Source organism: Paenibacillus sp. PSB04, from assembly GCF_025809195.1.
Lineage (GTDB): Bacteria > Bacillota > Bacilli > Paenibacillales > Paenibacillaceae > Paenibacillus_AQ > Paenibacillus_AQ favisporus.
Map to the genome: position 1 here is coordinate 2,540,002 of NZ_CP081301.1, position 17,162 is coordinate 2,557,163.

The window sequence follows — 17,162 nt, forward strand, 5'->3', positions numbered from 1 at the left end:
AACTATTTTCCGTTTTTATTGTTATATATTGTAAATGGTAATTTGTCGCTTTTACTAGAATCCGATAGAAAGTTCAAACGATAACAGAGGTGCTCAATGAAGAAATTTTTGTCCTTGCTGTTCCTGTCTTTGTTTCTGCTGATCCTGCTCCCCAATTCAATCAGTGCCGCATCCAAGCCATCCAAGATTGTATTAGACGGCCAGGAACTGGCCCTGCCGGCTGATGTGAAGGTCTCGATCATTGATCAATCCATGATGATTCCACTTCGGGTGGTGGCGGAAAATTTAAAGTTTCAGGTGAACTGGGATCAACGGTCCCACAGCGTTACAATCCAGCAAAACGCCAAAGCCATGTTGTTAACCGTCGGCAAAAAAGAGGCGAAGGTCGCGGATCAGCTCGTACGGCTGGATGCGGCTCCCCGGAATATGAATCAAAGCGTGGTCGTCCCGATCCGGTTCGTCACCGAGCAAATGGGACTGGCTGTCAATTGGGACAACCGGAATAAAACGGTATACCTGACAAGCCCGCCTCAAAACCCGGATCAAAGCAAAGATCCGATCTCCGAGTCCGAAGCAGACAATACAGAGCCGTTGACGCATGTGAGTCAGATCCATTATTTAAACCAACAGCTCGTCATTCGTATGGATGGCCAAGTGACGCCCAAGATTTCAACGTTAGCCAACCCCGCCCGAATCGTTGTTGATTTACCCAATACGACCTTCGGGGCTCTGACTCAGCCGCTGGATTCGGCCATGATGGGGAAATTGGACGTGAGCGGACAGCCGGATGTATCTGAAGTCAGATATTCTCTATTTAGCAGGGACCCCGAGCAAGTCCGGGTCGTGGTGGAGTTAAGCCAGGGTAACCCGGCTTCCTATCATCAGGAGTTTATCGGCGATCAGCTCATTATAGATCTATCTGGGACGGGCAGCGATCCCCAGACTCCCGTGTCTTCAGGCGACGAGAATGAAAGAAAAATCGTAGTCATTGATGCGGGACACGGTGGCAGCGATCCGGGAACGACGAGCATCAGCAACAAACATGAAAAAGACTTTAACCTCGCGCTTGCTCTGAAAGTGCAGGAACTTCTTCTTAAGGAACCCGAAATTGAAGTCATCATGACCCGTGACAGCGACGTGTACCCTACCCGGACAGAACGCGTGCAGCTGGCCAATTCATTAAATGCGGACGTTTTTGTATCGATCCATGGCAACAGCGTACTGGAATCGCCGCAAGCAACCGGTACAGAGACCCATTATTATCAGCGGAGCAGCAGCAAACAGCTCGCCGATGCGATCCACAAGCGTTTGGTCCAGGCGATGGGTCTGAAAGACCGCGGCGTTAAAAACACCAGCCTGCAGGTGATTCGTGAGACCCATATGGCTGCGGTTCTATTAGAGGTCGGATTTCTAAGCAATGTCTCGGATGAACAAGCCATGCTGTCGGACACCGTTCAGTATAAGGCAGCACAAGCGATTGTTGATGGCATCAAAGAGTACTTAAGCATTACATAGGGAGAACATCGCAGGGAGAGAGAGAAACAAAAAAGAACGCTCGAAGAGCGTTCTTTCAGAGAGCATTAATAGAATTTCCAATGATCATGCCGATGCTTTTTCTTTTTCTTACAGATGACTACAGCTTTTTGACCGGGGTGCAGCTTGACGACGATTACTTTTTTTCGATTACAACACATAATGATCACCTCCTATATTAACAATCTATGCTTTTACGAATAGATTTGACTGGACAAACAGGCACAATTTGATAGGTTATGAGATCATTCGATAGAAAAGCCCCCCATATCCTTGGCTGGAACGGTGGGCTTTCGCCTGATCAATAGACTAGTGGTTTTTGCATAAAAATAACAATATCGGAGCGAGTGCTTGTTCCGTGCTTATCATGGTATTCCCAACTGATCTGAAATTCACCGTAACCCCAGTCGATATAACCCAGGTGTTCATACAGCCTTCTTGCCTCGGGATTGTCTTTGCTGCTTACTTCCAAGCCGATATGAGTGCAGCCTCTTTCGCTTGCTAATTTCTCAGCCTCGCGAATAATCGCCGTTGCTACACCTTTTTTGCGATAGCCCTCTTTCGTGAGTCCTCCCTCCAGAAAGGCACTGTGAGTCACATCGATATATTGAGTTACACGAGGATCCTCAGGGCCACTCCATCGCAGTAAGAAATGTCCAATCGGTTGATTTGTATGCCATGCGATCAGAAATACGCCCTCACCTTTCCTCTGTACTTCGAATCGCCGATGCTGGGGATACGTCAGATTCCCGGGGCTGAACACTTCCTCAAGCAAATCCAATTGAGAATCCTCGGCTGGTTTGACCACAATATCAAACTCGTGTTGATTCATCACTCATCACTCCTACCGGTTGATATGGATACTAATCATTCTGAATACGGGTGGCCTATTCCTTCGTCGTTATCTTAATTATTATGTAAAAGAATCTAAGCAGACTAATGACTATATCATGATGTGTGAAAAATAGCAAAAGCCGCCGATCCTCGATCAGAATCATTGCGGCTTTGGGATGAAGCGTTATTTCCGTTTACGATTTCTCGGCTTTCTAACTTTGCCCAGTTTGCCCAGTTTTCCAGGGATTCTTCTCAGGCTGGATTTGCCTAATCTAAATTTCCGCGCACCCTTTTTCGGTGCTTTCATATTTCTTGATTTCACTGCGCCTGCTGCTTCTACAAGGGTAAGGGTGTAGTTTTGGAAATTGCCGACATTAATCTCATCGAACTCTATCAATCTACAGCCCGTCCCTTGGCAGCTTTCGATCCAGCACATGTTGAAGGCGGTACTCGGAACATCGGTGGGGAAATCTCCGCTCCACGTATTGCCGAATAGGTCATAGGCATAATAATAATACGTTTGATTTACAGAGGATCCCGTTACCAGTAGCCGGCGTCTTCCCGGAGAAATCCGGTACCAGCCAGCTTTTGAATAAGTGATCGGGCTGCAATCCGGATCATAGTACCCCACCGCGACCCATACGGGGTTCGGCGTACTGTTTCTAACATAAAAACTCATAGCATCCACTCCATTCTGATCAAAGAATCGGTACTGCACTATTAATCTATGTGAGTATTTTTGAAAGGGTCATAGACAAATGGAAGATGAAAGAGTCTAAATTGAAGACAGCCGCATGGGACCGATTGTGAAGGCAGACAACCATTTTGATCTGAATCCCGCCTTTACCCAACACGAATGAACGCTTTTCCAATAAGATGTGGTATGCCATTCTTGATTGAGCCTTCCTGGATTATCTCCATTGTCTGCGCTGCATTCGAACCGGCTTCCTTCATCCCGTGACTGCAACGGTAAAAGAGTGGATCGCAGAGGCTGCCGCTGCCTGAATAAAGCGGTTTTTTTGTTGTTTAAAAACATACATGGAGAGTATTTGAATCTACTAATTTTTCATCTACTTTACAATTAGTGGGATTAATATCATAATTAGTAATCATATCTTTAGTGAGGTGTTATATGAAATCCGTTTATATCACGAGCATGGGGAAGTTCCTTCCCGGCGCCCCGGTGGGCAATGAGGAAATGGAAGATTACCTTGGTAAAATCGGAGGCAGATCCTCCAAGACGAAGCGTATCATTTTGGAAAAGAATCAGATCAAGCAGCGCTATTACGCGATGGACAAGGAGCAGAAAAGCTTGTACACCAACGCGGAGATGGCGGCCCTGGCCATACGCGAGGCGTTGGAGCGCAGCGCCAGTGTCTGTCCGGAGGACGTCGAGTTCTTGGCGACCGGTACGACACGAGCGGATTTGCTGCTGCCGGGTTTCGCGAGTATGGTGCATGCCGAGACGGGACTGCCGGTGATGGAGATTTCTTCGCACACGGGGTTATGCGCGAGCGGGATGCATGCGCTGAAGAACGCTTTTCTACATATCAAGTCAGGTGAGCACCGGACCGCCATCGCTTGTTCCAGCGAGTTTCTGAGCCGCGAGTTCAAACATACGAAATTCGAGGCGCAGGGCATTTACAGCAACGGCCGGGTACCGTTTGACACGGATTTTCTGCGGTTCATGCTGTCAGACGGAGCGGGGGCAGCCCTATTGCAAAATGAACCCTCTGCACAGGGGCTCTCCCTGCGCATCGAGTGGATCGACAACAAGTCGTATGCCAATGAGTACGAGACCTGCATGTATTCCGGCATGAGCAAGGAGGATGGCGGCCGTTCGTGGCTGGACTACGCCTCGATTCATGAAGCGGCCGATCACGGCGCGCTGAATTTGAAACAGGACGTCCGGCTGGTGAATGAAATTACGAAGGTCGGGACGCGGCGGTTTTTGGAGCTGGTGGAAGAAGGGCGGATTGACCCGGACGCGGTCGATTGGATGGTGGTCCATTATTCGTCGCATGTGTTCAGGGAAGAGATCTTCCAGCTGCTGGAGCAGGGCGGCGTGACGATCCCTGAGGAAAAATGGTTTACAAATCTGTACACCAAAGGGAATACGGCGGCAGCTTCGATTTACATCATGCTGGAGGAGCTGCTGTATTCCGGACGCCTCTCCGCGGGGCAGCAGATCGTGTGCGTCGTTCCGGAAAGCGGCCGCTTTCAGGCATCGACGATGCTGTTGACGGTGGTTGGGGCTTGACAGCCTTCTTGTAACAATGTATTCATTGCGATTTCCATAACTCGCATAAAAGGACCCTCAGCGGAGGGTCCTTTTTGTATCGTTGATTAAGGAGAATTTAGTAATGAAGATGATTCCAGGCTTTCATTCATCGTCCCCTCATTCTCATTACCTTCATCCACAGTACCTTGACTGTTAGTGCCTTCACCAGTGGCGTTACCGGCTTCGCTGGAATCTGCGACGTCACTTCCTGTGCCGCTGTCAGCGCCATCCCCACTGACCTCAGCGTCGCCATTGACCACGGCATCCAGCGTTTTCTCATCCAGTGTCACATCATCCACATACACGGTCATCGTTCCTTCACCGCTTGGCGAGGCGATCTGCAGCCCGATGGCCTTGATCAGCGTTTTATCGATGGCGGCGCCGCTAATGTCTTTACCATTCAGGTTCAGCTTGATCCACTGGTATTCGCCTGTCAGCTCGACTTCGTCAGTGGAAGCCCATGCCCAGTTCGACCCGGTCTTGATGAACAGCTTCGCTTTAGCTGTACCGCCAGCCACTCGGGCGCGGACCATCAGCGTGCTGCCTTGGCTAAGGTCCTGGTCGCTCATGTAGGCGAGCTCAAAGTGCTTGTCGGCTGCGTCCGCAGACGGAAAGTCCGCGCTGAGCACCTTGCTGCCGCCGTCCTCCGGATTGGCGAGGTTATCGGCTCCGAGCGTGTCGTCGTTCAGCGACCAGCCGGTGATGGAGCTGTTGAAGTCGAACAGCACGCCGGGTGCGGTGCCGCCGCCTGCGCTGCCACTGGGCACGGTGCCTGCGTTCGGATCAAGCAGGGCATGGATGTCGTCAAAATACATCGACGACGTCAGCCGGTTGCCGTCAGGCACCGCGTTCGTATAGATGGAGAACGCCTGGACGTTCTTCAGGTTCGTCTTCGTCAACGTGCCGGTCGCACCGTTGGCGGGCTTGAACTCGCTGAACGGAGCGGTGATGAGCGCCGGCTCGGTCGTCTTGGTATCCGGGTAGTACTCGTACGTCTTGCCGTCCGCGTTGATCTGCATCACCAGCTTCTGGCCCTGGCCGTCCGGCTGGTACCAGAATTGCAGGGCGTTGAAGCCGGACCAATCGGCGCCGTTCATCGCCTTGGTGATGCCGGCGTAGCCGCTGCCTGCCAGCGTGTACGTGTACTTCAGCCCGTAGCTGCCGCCGTGCTTGTGCGTGCCGTCCAGCGCAGCACTGGCCGGGTCGCCGCCGGCGTGCACGAACTTACTGGCCAGCGCGTCGCTGCTGCCCAGGTAGCTCTCGAAGTCGTCGACGACGGACGGGTCGCCCGCCGATTCGGCATAGGCGCTGTAGAGCCTAATGTTATCGACGTAGACCGGGAGCGTATCTCCATCCGATTGCAGCGCGCTGCCCACGATGGACAAGGCGATGTCGTCGGCAGCCGCCAGCGCATCCGCGTTCGTAAAATCGATCGTCGGGCTGAATTTAACGTACTCCACGCCATCGATCGTTTCTTTGGGCAGGGACGCAAATGACGAATACGTTGTGTCCATGCCGTACTTATTAGTCCAGTCCGGTGGGAGCTGCCCTACGGCGCGCAGGCTGGCCTGCTCGCTGGATGCCCCGGCTGCAGCGGGGACCCACACGTCCATTTTGACCCGTTGGATACCCGCGAGCGAGCCGGCGCCGGCTTTAGCCTTGGCGTTCTTCAACTCCAGCTTCAGCTCCTGCCATGAATCGGTTCCGTTCAAATGCGGAGCGCTGATCTTCAGGGATCCGCCGTTAAAATCGCTGTACACCGCGCTTCCGTCATTCGTTTCTTCCGAAGAACTGGTATATTCGCCGTTGTATTGGGTGCCTTCCGTGTCAGCGGCGGTATCGAAAGTGTAGGAAGCGGCCAGCACCTCGCCGATCTTCACGAACACCGTGTTTGTCTGCTCATGGAGAATGGCCCCGCTGCTGCCATACACTTTGACGGTGATGTCCGCGGTTTTGCCGTTCTGCTCCGCCGTCGGCATCCACTGGGCCTCGTAGTAGCCGCTGTCGGGGTTGAGGGTCATCGGATACTCGGTATCCGAACCCTGCACGCTGTAGACGACACGATCCGGCGTTTCGTTCAGGACGCGGACGCGAATCGTCGTTGAAGCCTCCTTAATGGTGCTTTGGTCCGTCGGAGAAGCGATATGCATGAAACGCTGTTCGGAGGCGGTGTTGACCTTTTTATCATAGGCGCCAATGACCCCGTCGCTGAACAGCGTGTACGCATCCTGGTAGTACTTTTTAAAATCCGGCAGCATTTCATGCTCCTGATTTGGATCGCCGGTTGGGTAAGGGACGTATATGGAGTCCGGTCCAAAGTTGGCCCAGGTCAGCATGAACGCCATCTTTTTCGCGTCCGGATCGGATTTGAGCGTGTCCGCCAGCTTCGTGTAGAAGTTAGGCGTCGTATTGCCTAAGACCTTCATTTTCTGGTAGCCGAACTCGGTAAAGGCAGCGACTTTGCCGCGGCTGTCCGCGATGTTGGACACGGTTTTGGCTTCCGTCTTGACGCCGTTAAACCAGGAGTCGCCCTCGCCGTTGTAGTAGCTGTCGAACCCGAGAATGTCGACGTAGTCGTCGCCCGGGTAGGTTTTTAAGTAGGTATCCGCAGAGTCACCAAAACCGCCGCCCGGCGAGTAGGCGTACAGGAAGTTGTGGACGCCTTTCTTGTCGCGGAGATACTCGACCGTGTAGCGGTAGATTTCCTTGTATTCGTCGGTCGTTGTAAAAGCGGCCCCCCACCAGAACCAGCTTCCGCTCTGCTCATGGAACGGCCGGAAGATGACTGGAATCGGCTTGCCGTCATCGGTTTTGAGGTGCAAGGCGAAGTCGGCGATCTGATCGAGAAAAGCGTTATACGCTGCGTTCTTGTCCCCACCAGGCAGGATGTGGGATACGACGTTGCCCTTGGTGTCGTAAAAATCCCCGCCGGTGACGAAGTTCGGCATATGAGAGCTGAGTGTCAGCACGCCGCCGTCGGCGTAGGCTTTCTTCATGACGGCGACGAGGTTGTCGCGGCTCTGTTCGGCATTGCCGGCCACACCTGGCTTTTCTTTGCCTTCCAAGCTCAGCGTATCCCAGCCGAACAGCCCCGGATAGGCACCGACGCTGTTGAAGGTGTCTGATTGGGTTCCGTCCTTCGCCGTGATGGACATACCTTCGGTCGTGGCATGCTGCTGGCCGAACAGGATGTTCTTGCCGCGGAGCTGGTTTAAATAGACGAACAGCGATTTGGTGCGGTCCGTTGCCGCTGCATCCGTCAGGTTGACGGTCGTGACGTTTTCCACCGGACTGCCGCCGTTGCCACCGCCGCTGCTGTTTCCGTTCCCGCCGGAATTGGAACCTCCGCCTGTACTGCCCGAAGGGCTGCCGCCTGTGCCTGTGGTGCCTGTGCTTCCGGAAGGCGCAGGGCTTGCATTGGCTGCTCCACCTGAGATGCTGGTCGTTCCAGGCGGAAGCGCCTTGCCGTTCAGCGTGACGCCGCTGCCTTGGATCACCGCCTGCTTGATGCTGCCCGTGCCCGTGATTGCGGTGCCTGCGGCCGACGGGTTCACGGTCAGGGAAGCGATGGAGGCGCTGACGCCGAGGGCCAGCTGCACCTGCTGATTGAACTCGGCGCTGTCGATGATCGAGCTGTCACCCGCGTCCAGTTGGGACGGGCTGTTTGCCGTCAGCTGCCCGATATGGGTCGTGCCAGCCAGCTGCATATGCACCTGGCCGTCGCGGCGGTTGACGAGAACGCTGCCGAGGTCGGAGTCTTTGACGATGACCGTATGGGCGCCGCCGCCTTCGATGAAAGTGGTGCCCTGAACCGTGACATGATCCAGGGTGACCTCGCCGTCGCCAATTCCTGGCGCCAGATATAAATTGCCCTGAATGACGGCGTCCTTCAGGACGACACCCCCGTGGTTCACCACGGCGCTGCTTTGAATCTTCCCGGCGGTATAAGTACCGGCAGCCGGATAGTACGCGCTGACCAGCTTATCGATCAGGGTAACGATTTCCGCGCGGGTAATCGGTTCCTCGGGGCGGAAGGTCCCGTTCGGGTAACCTTGGAAGTAACCGGAGAGCGCCCGGACCGCTTCGAATGCGTACGCCCCGATATTCTCTTGATCTGAGTAGGGAAGGGAGGGGGCTGTTTCGTTTCCACTGAATTCAAACGCCCGTGCCAGCAGCACTGCAGCGTCCTGACGGGTTAGCGGTTCACCCGGTTTGGCTGCGTTGCCGGGATATCCGGTGTAGTAGCCGGCTTCCCTGGCTATGGAGAAAGCGCTTGCAAACCAGGTGTCGGCAGGGACATCCGCATAAGCTTCCTCCGACTGGGCCGTAAAGCCGAACAAATGATTTAAGAGAGATACGAATTCTGCACGTGTGATTTCTGCATTGGGGCGGAAGGTGTGATCCGGATAGCCCTGGATCAGCCCGCTGCTCAGCCATTTTTGCACGCTGGCCTGTGCCCAGTGCCCTGTAAGGTCCTTGGCGGTCATGCCGCTGGGGTCCGTTTGGACAGCTGCCGATCCGTAGGCAGGAGACAATAGTGAAGCGATCAATACTGCCGATAGGGTAGTGCCCAGCCATTTGGATGACTTTTTCATGAAAACTCCCCTTGATTGATAGAAGATAAAGGGCTAACAAAGCGGTTTTTTAAGCTAACAGGAGATCATATTTAGAAATTATGTAACCGCCTTATTTATCCCTTTTCGAGTCAATATACTATCATAACGTGGTTTTGTTGGCAATATCAAGTTATACTAATTAACTAATAAAATAATAACAAATTATAAAATAGTTATCTTTAGCTGAATCATCGTTCAAAAGAAAAAGCCTCCACATTCCAAAAGAATGAGGAGGCTGAGGGATTATGCGCTTTTCAATGGAGGGGAGGGAGCAAGAATGAGCGTTTTGAGGTTCTCTTCCTGATATTTATCCAGGCCTATGAAGACCGCGGTATAGCAGATTCCGTCCCGCTTCCATAAATAATAGGTTTGGGTTTTTATTTTTGTCTTGTCCGCACCGTTTCCGGAATAAAATGGCCCAAAATAGACGTGGGCGTTGTCGTTATATGCCATGATTTCCACGCCATCGATCTCCAGCTTGCGCAGGAGCGGCAGCTTCGCCGGATCGACCAGATATTGTTTACTCTCATACAGCCATAGTTGGTCGTTCAGATCATATATGGTTGAATCATAGGGTGGGCTATAAATATTCCACAGTGTGTCTGCAGAGGGTCTAAGATCGAAACCGGTGTTCTGATCTTTCGGACGCAGCAAAGTCGAGTCAATTAGCTTAAGCTGAGTGTCCGGCATATTCATGGGAAATTTCGGCTGAAAGCCGAGAATCTTCTGCGCCTCGGTCAAATCCGTTTCATCGTAAAGAGGGAAGGAATTCCCCTCTCCGTCGTAGCGAATGTGTTGGACTTGCTGCGGGAGAACGAACGATTGAACGATTTGCGCCAGATCCTCTTGCGTGAGTGTTCCGCGGTGCAGCAGAAGTTTTTCTTTTGAAGTCTCTTTCCCGCTATAGTAGTTGATTGCATAAGAGACTCCGCCATCCTGCCAGACGAAGCTTGTGGCTCCATTCGGCTTGCGCTCGGTGCCCTGCGTTTTTGTGTACTGTACGCCTGTAACATGTCCGAGCGTCACTTGTTCTTCCTGGAAAGAAGGAGCCTCGGCTGTTTCCGAGGAAGATGAACGGGGAGCGCCCCACAATAAACCCTGCTCGAGCATATTACCTGGCCCCTTGGAGGCCACTATTTCAATATTTTGTTCGTTGTTGTTCCCGAATTGGGATACAAAGCTGATGGTTACGACATCTAAGAGATCCCTCCGATCAGGAGTGGAGAAGAGCATATTCTGATCTACATTTCTGAGCTGGTAACCATCGGGCAAGTAATCCGGGACTTTGTATTCGAATTTGGAAAAATCGGCCGCCCGGTCGAGGCAGTGAAACCATTTGAACCAGTCCATCGGTCTTTCGATCTTAAATGAGGCGCTGTGGGCCTGGGGAGCGGTCTGAGTATTTTGATCCAATGAGTTGTGTTCCCCGGTTTTGTTACCTTGTGTCAGCAATACGGCGCCTGCGGCTATGATCAGGACAACAATCACCGCAACGGAGACCATGTAGCGGCCCTTATTGTATTTGGGGATCATGCAATATCTTCCTTTCGTTGTTAACATCAAAAAGTGCAGATAGCCTACAGCTTGGGCATTCCACATTGGTATAACGTAATCGAATGAATGGATGTTACGAATTTCTTTTTGATGCAAGGGAAAGGGGTTAGGATTCAAGACGTTCAAGGGCTCCTAGTGCTTGCCAGCAGAAATAAAGTAAGGGCAACCCAATTGGGCGCCCTTCATCTGTTTAAGAATCATATTCTCACCGGTTTTTATATGAGTCAGGCTTGACGAAAGCGGCTGCCGGAGGCAATGCCCTTAGGTGAGATTCGCTCGATCTCCGCCAAATCGTCGGCCGTTAGTTTTACATTCAGCGCGCCAAGGTTTTCCTGCACACGGTCAAGCCGTTTCGTTCCCGGAATCGGAACGATCTGCTCACCCTGCGCCAGGAGCCATGCCAGACTTAGTTGGGCGGGGGTGCAGCCTTTTTGCGCGGCTAACTTCTCGACCAAGGAGGCAACCTCGACGTTCTTGACGAAATTCTCGCCTTGAAACCTTGGAAAACGATGCCGGTAATCGTCCGCCGGCAAGTCCTCAGGCTTCTTGATCTGACCGGTTAGAAAGCCGCGGCCAAGCGGGCTGTAAGGGACGAGGCCGATACCCAGCTCCTTAAGAACAGGGAGGACTTCATCCTCCACTTCCCGGCTCCACAGCGAATATTCGGTTTCGACTGCGGTGATAGGGTGGACGGTATGGGCTCGCCGGGTGATGTCCGCGGGTGCCTCCGATAACCCGATGTAGCGGATCTTTCCTTGCTGAACGAGATCGGCCAGCGTTCCGACCGTTTCTTCGATGGGAGTGTTGGGATCGGGCCGGTGTTGGTAATAGAGGTCGATGTAATCGAGGCCCAGGCTGTAGAGGCTGGCATCGACGGATTTTTTTATATAGGCGGGGTCGCCTTTCGGGCCTTGGCCGTGTGTGATCCCGAATTTGGTAGCGATAATCGCCTCGCCGCGTCGGCTTTTCAGGGCGCGTCCGACAAGCTTCTCGTTTTCACCGAACCGGCGGAATTCCGGGTCGCCGTAAAAATCGGCCGTATCGAACATCGTTACGCCCAGATCCAACGCTCCCTGGATCGTGCGAACGGATTCCTCGTTATTCGGCATCGTCATCGTGCCCAGACTGATGGCTGACACTTCAAGTTCTTTACCTAGTTTTCTTTTCTGTACCATAGAGATTCCCTCGTTTCCTTCGTTAGTATCGCTCGAACATGAACCAATTCTAAGCGATCCAACTTGAGGCAACCACACAGCGTTTTTACTAGTAAAAATATTACCCGTCAGTCTTTCTTATCCACTGCAGCCGGCATATAGACGCAGATGTGCAGATCCGGGCTGTCGGACAGATTCGCGAGCGGCCGGATGTCATAAGCCACAGGGGTATCAGAGGGCGAAGGCTGTAAAATAACCCGGTCTAATTTCTTGAGTCGAATCTCGTACGGCTTCCACAAGCGGTTAAATTCCTCGCTGCTTTGGATCAGATGCTCCACCGTTGTTTCAAACCAAAGATCGTCCCGGTGTTTATCATAATGGGTTCTGAATACCGCAACCCCATAACTCGCGAATTCATCGATATTCACGATCCGTCGGCGCAATTGTTCATTTCCGAAAGCCAACCGAATTAATGAACGCTCCTCGGCTGGAATGGAAGCAAAATCGGTTAACATTCTGCTGGCCGCCTCGTTCCAAGCGAGGACTTCAGTTCTCTTATTGGTGATATATGAGGGGTAGGCTACTTGATCGATGATCTTCTGCAGCTGTGGATCCAAGGCAGCGGGAGGCGCCGAACCCGCAGCATTGGGATCGGGCTCATAAGGATTCCACAGCTGAAGCAAATGGCCTCTCTCGTCCGGAGACAGTTGAAGCGCATTGGCAATGCTCTCGATGACTTCCCTGGAGGCGGATAGCTCTCTTCCTTGCTCCAGCCACGTATAATAAGTGGCGCTTACGCCTGCCAGGATGGCTACCTCCTCCCGCCGAAGGCCGGGTGTTTTGCGCTGACCGCTGGAGAAGTTTAATCCCGCATCCTCTGGCGAGAGACGTTCCCTGCGCGATTTGAGGAACGCTCCCATCGTTTTGGCCCTACTGTTATGTACCGTCATTAATGTCGATCACCACCTGTTGGTTTGGGTTTCGTTCAAGGTATCAGCATGATCATTGAGGCTGATTTACGATACAAGTATACCATAGAGACCTGTGACGATAGGAAGGGTATAGACTGAATCAAGTAGCCGTCACTCAGGTGTAAGTTTTGTTTTGAAAGGAGCTTAACATGAACATCGATTTTTTAAGACAACTTCAAAGAATCCTAAGATTAAAGGATTTGGAAGCATGGGATGTTGCCATGAACGGTAAAGATTGCAAGATTATCATTGTGGATGAGGGGCGGCCAAGCCGTGATGAGGATTTTCCATGGCTTAAGGATGGAATAGGGGAGGACAAGAGAGAAAATCATATCACGGCTCATGTATTTTCATCTAAAAGTTTGGAGAAAAGTGAAGAACGCATGTTGTACCACATCGCCGAACATCTGACGGATCATGCGGCACTAGCACACTGCCATGTCACGGTACTCTTTCAGCAGGAGGACGATTATGATCTTGCTTTAAGCCGCTTGCTGCAAGCCAAGGGGTACCCGGAGGTTCACACCATTCTGCTTAGCAAGTTTTTTCGGTTTTCTCAGGACTAATGAGGAATGAATAATCTGGATGATTTCACCTAAAATTCATCCAAAAAGTCAGCAGCAATTCTCTGTCTCGATGAAAGCAGGACTTCATTTAATCTCTAACAAACATGATAAATAGTCAGATAAACTGGGTAGATGAGACAGGAATGTTTATGGAGATTAGATGTAAAGAGATGAAAACGCAGCTCCTTTTTAATAAAAAATAACTCCCAAAAGGTTAGGAGTTATTTTCGTTATTTTCTAGTTTAACATTATATTTTTCAGCTAGTTCTTTTAATCCAGCTTGATATTCTCTTATCATCTTCCTAGCCTCTGAAAGTTTTTCATTCGCTTCAGTAACAGTCATCATATCCTGTTGTTCTATAGCAGAAGCTATCGTTGTGAACGCTGAGCTCTGAAGATTTAACGCGTCTATATAAATATTATGTACTTCTCTTAACTCTTTTGATTCAATATTAATTCCTTCTACTTTCCCAATGAACTCGTTGTAACCAGGTATTACTTCGTCCATCAAAACGTTGTAAGATGTTTCGTCATCCGTATAATTTGCTCCTGTTATACTATCATAGGTATCAACTAACTCCTGCTCCTCTTTCTCCAGAGGAGACATTTGTTCGTTAATGTAAGATAGTAATTCCTCTGTTACCGGATCAGTTTTGCTACACCCCGTTAGGACAGTAAAGAGCAGCACAGCTCCGATAAGAAATTTTAACTGTTTCAAAAGAAAACCTCCTAGTCTAAAATACCTTTATTCTAGTACATTATAATGGAAAATAGTTCAAAAGCAATAGGGTAATTGGAACTATATCAATTTGTTACCTTTTTAGAATTCTAGTTAGAGCTTGGATCCTTGCTCAATGCGGCAAGGTTTATGTCTTAGATTGATATGTCATTCCGTTCGTGCGCCAGAACAAAGATTTGTACCCAGATGCTAAAACGCTACTGACAGACCGTTGTCAGCAGCGTTTTTATATAGTCATAGGAGATGATTTATTAAGGAGGCACCCATATTGGAAAAGAAAAACGAAGATCAAATCATGCCGGTTACCGCAGATGAGCAAAACAGCCGCTATTGGATTGGCGTTGTATCTGCCTCTCACGTGAAGCGGGGGGTCCAAGGCGGATTTGCCCAGCTCTGTCATGGAAAAGCAGCGCCTTTGCGCCGGATGAGTCCCGGCGATTGGCTCATATATTACTCTCCACGAACCGACATGTCGAAAGGGGAGCCGCTTCAAGCGTTTACCGCCATTGGGCAGGTGACCGGTGACAGGGTCTACGAGTATCCGATGTCCGAATCCTTTGTGCCTTTTCGCCGGGATATTCGTTACCATCCATGCCGTGAAGTGAAGATTGCCCCTCTATTGGACCGGCTTACCTTTACCCGCGGGAAGCGCAGCTGGGGATATGCTTTTCGCTATGGGCAATTTGAGATCGGGTTTGAGGATTTCCAGACGATTGCCGGCATTATGTTAGGTGATGTCGAAGATGTGCTGGAATCCTAATTTTTGGTGACGACAAGCTTGCACCGGACCTTCAACTTCACAAAGAGATATGTTCGCCTTTGGGCCAAGTGACTTCTAAACATAGACCATTGTTGTCAAAAAACACAAATGTCCCCAGTTCAGGAATCTCTGTGACGGATACATGAGCATGGCTCAAACGCTCGCGCAAGGCTTGTGCTGCATTCCCGTTCGGGAGTCGCAGGGCCACATGGGGGACGAAACTCTGCGGATGGGTATCTGAAGCACCCAGCGTTGTCCTTGCTATCGGTCGTTCAAAGAAATGGAAGCCCCATACGTTGTCGTCGTTGGGTTTAACCAAAATAAGACAATGCCTGCCGCGCCCTTCTTGGGATGGGGCGATATCACTGGCTTGCATCCCCAACACGTCTCGGTAGAAGCGAATCGTTGCGTCCAGATCCGCTGTATTCAAGGCAATGTGATGAATACTTTGCCAGGGAATTTGAAAAGATTGCTCTGTGTGAGACATACTACATCAGCTCCTTCTTTTTTAGACGTTATATAAGGGAATAGGGGCACTACGAGGGTCGGGAACAATAGGCTTTTGCATCATCCGCTGTTTTGCCCGTGCGAGAAACGCCGTTGGCGTGCAGCCTGCCCATGTCTTGAATTCATGGATGACATGGGCTTGATCATGATAGCCAAGATGGGAAGAGACGTCAGCGAGAGAAGTGGCTGGCCCTTGTATCAATGAGGTTAGCAGCGCCTCGAAGCGGAGGAGACGTGCGAACACCTTGGGCGAAACGCCTATGCACTGCTTAAATCGTCGCTCAAATTGGCGCAATGAAAGATCGCACTCAGCGGCAAGGGTACTCATACGGATCTGTCCCTGTGTATTGTAAAGCAGCTCAAGTGCTGATTGCAGAAAAGTCAAATCGGCAAGAGTCCAGCGCGTTCGTGCAGCGTTAAATTGCTGTGAGCAAAGGATTTGCTTGGCATAAGAACTGCGGCGTACCGTTCCTTCCAATGTGAGGGCAAGGCGGAGCCAAATTCCATCACGTGGGACATAGATCGGCATAGTCTTCTGATCAAGCAATGGCATTTGTTTTGGATAAATAGTACCGGGTATTTCCATCGTGCAACTCACCTCCTCATGAGTTCAACGAGAACAGGTTTTAGAAAGAGCTTCACACACACCAGTGTTTCACTTGTATTTAGGTGTCTTCATTTATGGAAGTTCTAACGAGATCATAACAGAGTACACCATCAGGAGTATTGTGAAAAATCGACGGCTCTGTACTTTTCTTCTTTGGTGAATTTATAGAAAAAAAGGAGCTGCGCTAGGCAGCCCCTTCTCCGTTTATATGTTGAGTTTCTCGTTTTGCTTTTGAATAAACTCATCTTTGGTTAAACCATACAAAATAAAATCCATGTATTTACCATTGATATATACCACTTGTCTCCGCACACCTTCTTGAACGCAGCCAAGTTTCTGCATCATCCTCGAAGAACCTTCATTTCCTTCAAGAACACAATCATTAAATTTATGAAGCCTTCGTTCCAAAAAAGCATACTTTAAGAGGATTTCCATTGCCCGGGTACCATGACCCTTACCACGATGCTCTTTATCGATGACGATCCCGATACTAAACGTTCCGTTTCTCTCGTCGATGCTGTTTAAATTGATTCCGCCGATACTCTCCCCATGTAATGTTTCAATCGTAAACATGATGCGTCCGTTCGTAGAGGTGAAATCAGCATTTTCCTCTGTAAACCTCTTTGCTCCTGAAATGGTAGGGGGTAATTCCATCGCACATTCCAGTAGGAGGCGTGCGGGAGTTTCATAGAGACCTATGTAAAAACTTTCCCAATCTTCAGGTTCTATGGCACGCAATCTAATTTTATCATCTTGCCAAAAATAATGGCTGTAATCGATCTCTCGCATCATAACGACCTCCGATGATAAGCATGAATTTAGTTAAAATCCATATTAGCACGGGATATCCTAATTCTGGGGATAATGAATGGTTTTAATTTTTTATTATCGTTATAAAAATAAAAAACCGGCACAACGACGCGCCGGTTCACGAAATGCCCATATAGACATATTCCTAAAAATGCCATGGATACAGAATAGTCTATAAAAAAATTCAATATAAGTCTATTACTTTTTTTGCATAGATTGTATGTTATTAA

14 protein-coding genes are annotated in these 17,162 nt (G+C 50.3%); 4 read left to right on the forward strand and 10 right to left on the reverse strand.

Annotated features, from left to right (window positions below):
- The first annotated feature begins 96 nt into the window (after window positions 1–96).
- Entirely contained in the window at window positions 97–1,515 is a 1,419-nt protein-coding gene (locus K2F33_RS11900) for an N-acetylmuramoyl-L-alanine amidase family protein (RefSeq protein ID WP_263881786.1), read from the forward strand.
- Window positions 1,516–1,834: 319 nt separating this feature from the next.
- On the opposite strand, the gene K2F33_RS11905 is transcribed toward K2F33_RS11900, so the two are convergent.
- Both K2F33_RS11905 and K2F33_RS11910 read right to left on the reverse strand, forming a co-directional pair.
- Window positions 1,835–2,365, reverse strand: coding sequence for a GNAT family N-acetyltransferase (locus tag K2F33_RS11905; protein ID WP_263881787.1), 531 nt, complete (start codon window positions 2,363–2,365; stop codon window positions 1,835–1,837).
- A gap of 186 nt (window positions 2,366–2,551) precedes the next feature.
- The gene (locus K2F33_RS11910) at window positions 2,552–3,046 is read right to left on the reverse strand and encodes a DUF1036 domain-containing protein (protein ID WP_076174019.1); all 495 of its coding nucleotides are present in this window, start codon (window positions 3,044–3,046) and stop codon (window positions 2,552–2,554) included.
- A 453-nt stretch (window positions 3,047–3,499) separates the two neighbouring features.
- On the opposite strand from K2F33_RS11910, the gene K2F33_RS11915 reads away from it, so the two are divergent.
- Window positions 3,500–4,627 (forward strand): beta-ketoacyl-ACP synthase III, encoded by a 1,128-nt coding sequence (locus K2F33_RS11915; RefSeq protein ID WP_263881788.1) that lies wholly within the window; start codon window positions 3,500–3,502, stop codon window positions 4,625–4,627.
- An 86-nt stretch (window positions 4,628–4,713) separates the two neighbouring features.
- Here K2F33_RS11915 and K2F33_RS11920 read toward each other — a convergent pair whose 3' ends face one another.
- The 4 genes from K2F33_RS11920 to K2F33_RS11935 all read right to left on the reverse strand — a co-directional run bounded on the left by K2F33_RS11920 (window position 4,714) and on the right by K2F33_RS11935 (window position 12,922).
- Complete coding sequence (locus tag K2F33_RS11920) at window positions 4,714–9,243, reverse strand: glycosyl hydrolase (RefSeq protein ID WP_263881789.1); 4,530 nt, start codon at window positions 9,241–9,243, stop codon at window positions 4,714–4,716.
- A 264-nt stretch (window positions 9,244–9,507) separates the two neighbouring features.
- Window positions 9,508–10,935: a peptidase M56 gene (locus K2F33_RS11925; RefSeq protein ID WP_263881790.1), complete on the reverse strand. Its 1,428-nt coding sequence runs from the start codon at window positions 10,933–10,935 to the stop codon at window positions 9,508–9,510.
- Window positions 10,936–11,042: 107 nt separating this feature from the next.
- The gene (locus K2F33_RS11930; protein WP_263881791.1) at window positions 11,043–11,993 is read right to left on the reverse strand and encodes an aldo/keto reductase; all 951 of its coding nucleotides are present in this window, start codon (window positions 11,991–11,993) and stop codon (window positions 11,043–11,045) included.
- Between the two features lie 107 nt (window positions 11,994–12,100).
- Window positions 12,101–12,922, reverse strand: a complete 822-nt coding sequence (locus tag K2F33_RS11935) for a helix-turn-helix transcriptional regulator (RefSeq protein WP_263881792.1) — start codon at window positions 12,920–12,922, stop codon at window positions 12,101–12,103.
- A gap of 170 nt (window positions 12,923–13,092) precedes the next feature.
- On the opposite strand from K2F33_RS11935, the gene K2F33_RS11940 reads away from it, so the two are divergent.
- Window positions 13,093–13,509 carry a hypothetical protein gene (locus K2F33_RS11940; protein ID WP_263881793.1) on the forward strand — a complete coding sequence of 139 codons (417 nt, stop codon included), beginning with the start codon at window positions 13,093–13,095 and terminating at the stop codon, window positions 13,507–13,509.
- 214 nt (window positions 13,510–13,723) lie between these two features.
- On the opposite strand, the gene K2F33_RS11945 is transcribed toward K2F33_RS11940, so the two are convergent.
- Window positions 13,724–14,227, reverse strand: coding sequence for a hypothetical protein (locus K2F33_RS11945; protein WP_263881794.1), 504 nt, complete (start codon window positions 14,225–14,227; stop codon window positions 13,724–13,726).
- A 316-nt stretch (window positions 14,228–14,543) separates the two neighbouring features.
- Between K2F33_RS11945 and K2F33_RS11950 the strand changes: the two genes are divergently transcribed.
- On the forward strand, window positions 14,544–15,008 hold the full coding sequence (locus K2F33_RS11950) for an EVE domain-containing protein (protein WP_263882343.1): 465 nt from the start codon (window positions 14,544–14,546) through the stop codon (window positions 15,006–15,008).
- A gap of 37 nt (window positions 15,009–15,045) precedes the next feature.
- Here K2F33_RS11950 and K2F33_RS11955 read toward each other — a convergent pair whose 3' ends face one another.
- The 3 genes from K2F33_RS11955 to K2F33_RS11965 all read right to left on the reverse strand — a co-directional run bounded on the left by K2F33_RS11955 (window position 15,046) and on the right by K2F33_RS11965 (window position 16,914).
- A complete protein-coding gene (locus tag K2F33_RS11955; protein WP_212985333.1) occupies window positions 15,046–15,495 on the reverse strand; it encodes a VOC family protein in 450 nt (149 codons plus the stop codon).
- 21 nt (window positions 15,496–15,516) lie between these two features.
- Window positions 15,517–16,101 (reverse strand): helix-turn-helix domain-containing protein, encoded by a 585-nt coding sequence (locus tag K2F33_RS11960; protein ID WP_212985332.1) that lies wholly within the window; start codon window positions 16,099–16,101, stop codon window positions 15,517–15,519.
- 225 nt (window positions 16,102–16,326) lie between these two features.
- Window positions 16,327–16,914, reverse strand: coding sequence for a GNAT family N-acetyltransferase (locus K2F33_RS11965; RefSeq protein ID WP_244879436.1), 588 nt, complete (start codon window positions 16,912–16,914; stop codon window positions 16,327–16,329).
- Window positions 16,915–17,162 lie beyond the last annotated feature (248 nt).

What these genes read in the sequence shown, in the direction of transcription:
- K2F33_RS11900 (WP_263881786.1), top strand. Translation starts at nt 97, where the DNA reads ATGAAGAAATTTTTGTCCTTGCTGTTCCTGTCTTTGTTTCTGCTGATC.
- K2F33_RS11905 (WP_263881787.1), bottom strand. Translation starts at nt 2,365, where the DNA reads ATGAATCAACACGAGTTTGATATTGTGGTCAAACCAGCCGAGGATTCT.
- K2F33_RS11910 (WP_076174019.1), bottom strand. Translation starts at nt 3,046, where the DNA reads ATGAGTTTTTATGTTAGAAACAGTACGCCGAACCCCGTATGGGTCGCG.
- K2F33_RS11915 (WP_263881788.1), top strand. Translation starts at nt 3,500, where the DNA reads ATGAAATCCGTTTATATCACGAGCATGGGGAAGTTCCTTCCCGGCGCC.
- K2F33_RS11920 (WP_263881789.1), bottom strand. Translation starts at nt 9,243, where the DNA reads ATGAAAAAGTCATCCAAATGGCTGGGCACTACCCTATCGGCAGTATTG.
- K2F33_RS11930 (WP_263881791.1), bottom strand. Translation starts at nt 11,993, where the DNA reads ATGGTACAGAAAAGAAAACTAGGTAAAGAACTTGAAGTGTCAGCCATC.
- K2F33_RS11935 (WP_263881792.1), bottom strand. Translation starts at nt 12,922, where the DNA reads ATGACGGTACATAACAGTAGGGCCAAAACGATGGGAGCGTTCCTCAAA.
- K2F33_RS11940 (WP_263881793.1), top strand. Translation starts at nt 13,093, where the DNA reads ATGAACATCGATTTTTTAAGACAACTTCAAAGAATCCTAAGATTAAAG.
- K2F33_RS11950 (WP_263882343.1), top strand. Translation starts at nt 14,544, where the DNA reads ATGCCGGTTACCGCAGATGAGCAAAACAGCCGCTATTGGATTGGCGTT.
- K2F33_RS11955 (WP_212985333.1), bottom strand. Translation starts at nt 15,495, where the DNA reads ATGTCTCACACAGAGCAATCTTTTCAAATTCCCTGGCAAAGTATTCAT.
- K2F33_RS11960 (WP_212985332.1), bottom strand. Translation starts at nt 16,101, where the DNA reads ATGGAAATACCCGGTACTATTTATCCAAAACAAATGCCATTGCTTGAT.
- K2F33_RS11965 (WP_244879436.1), bottom strand. Translation starts at nt 16,914, where the DNA reads ATGATGCGAGAGATCGATTACAGCCATTATTTTTGGCAAGATGATAAA.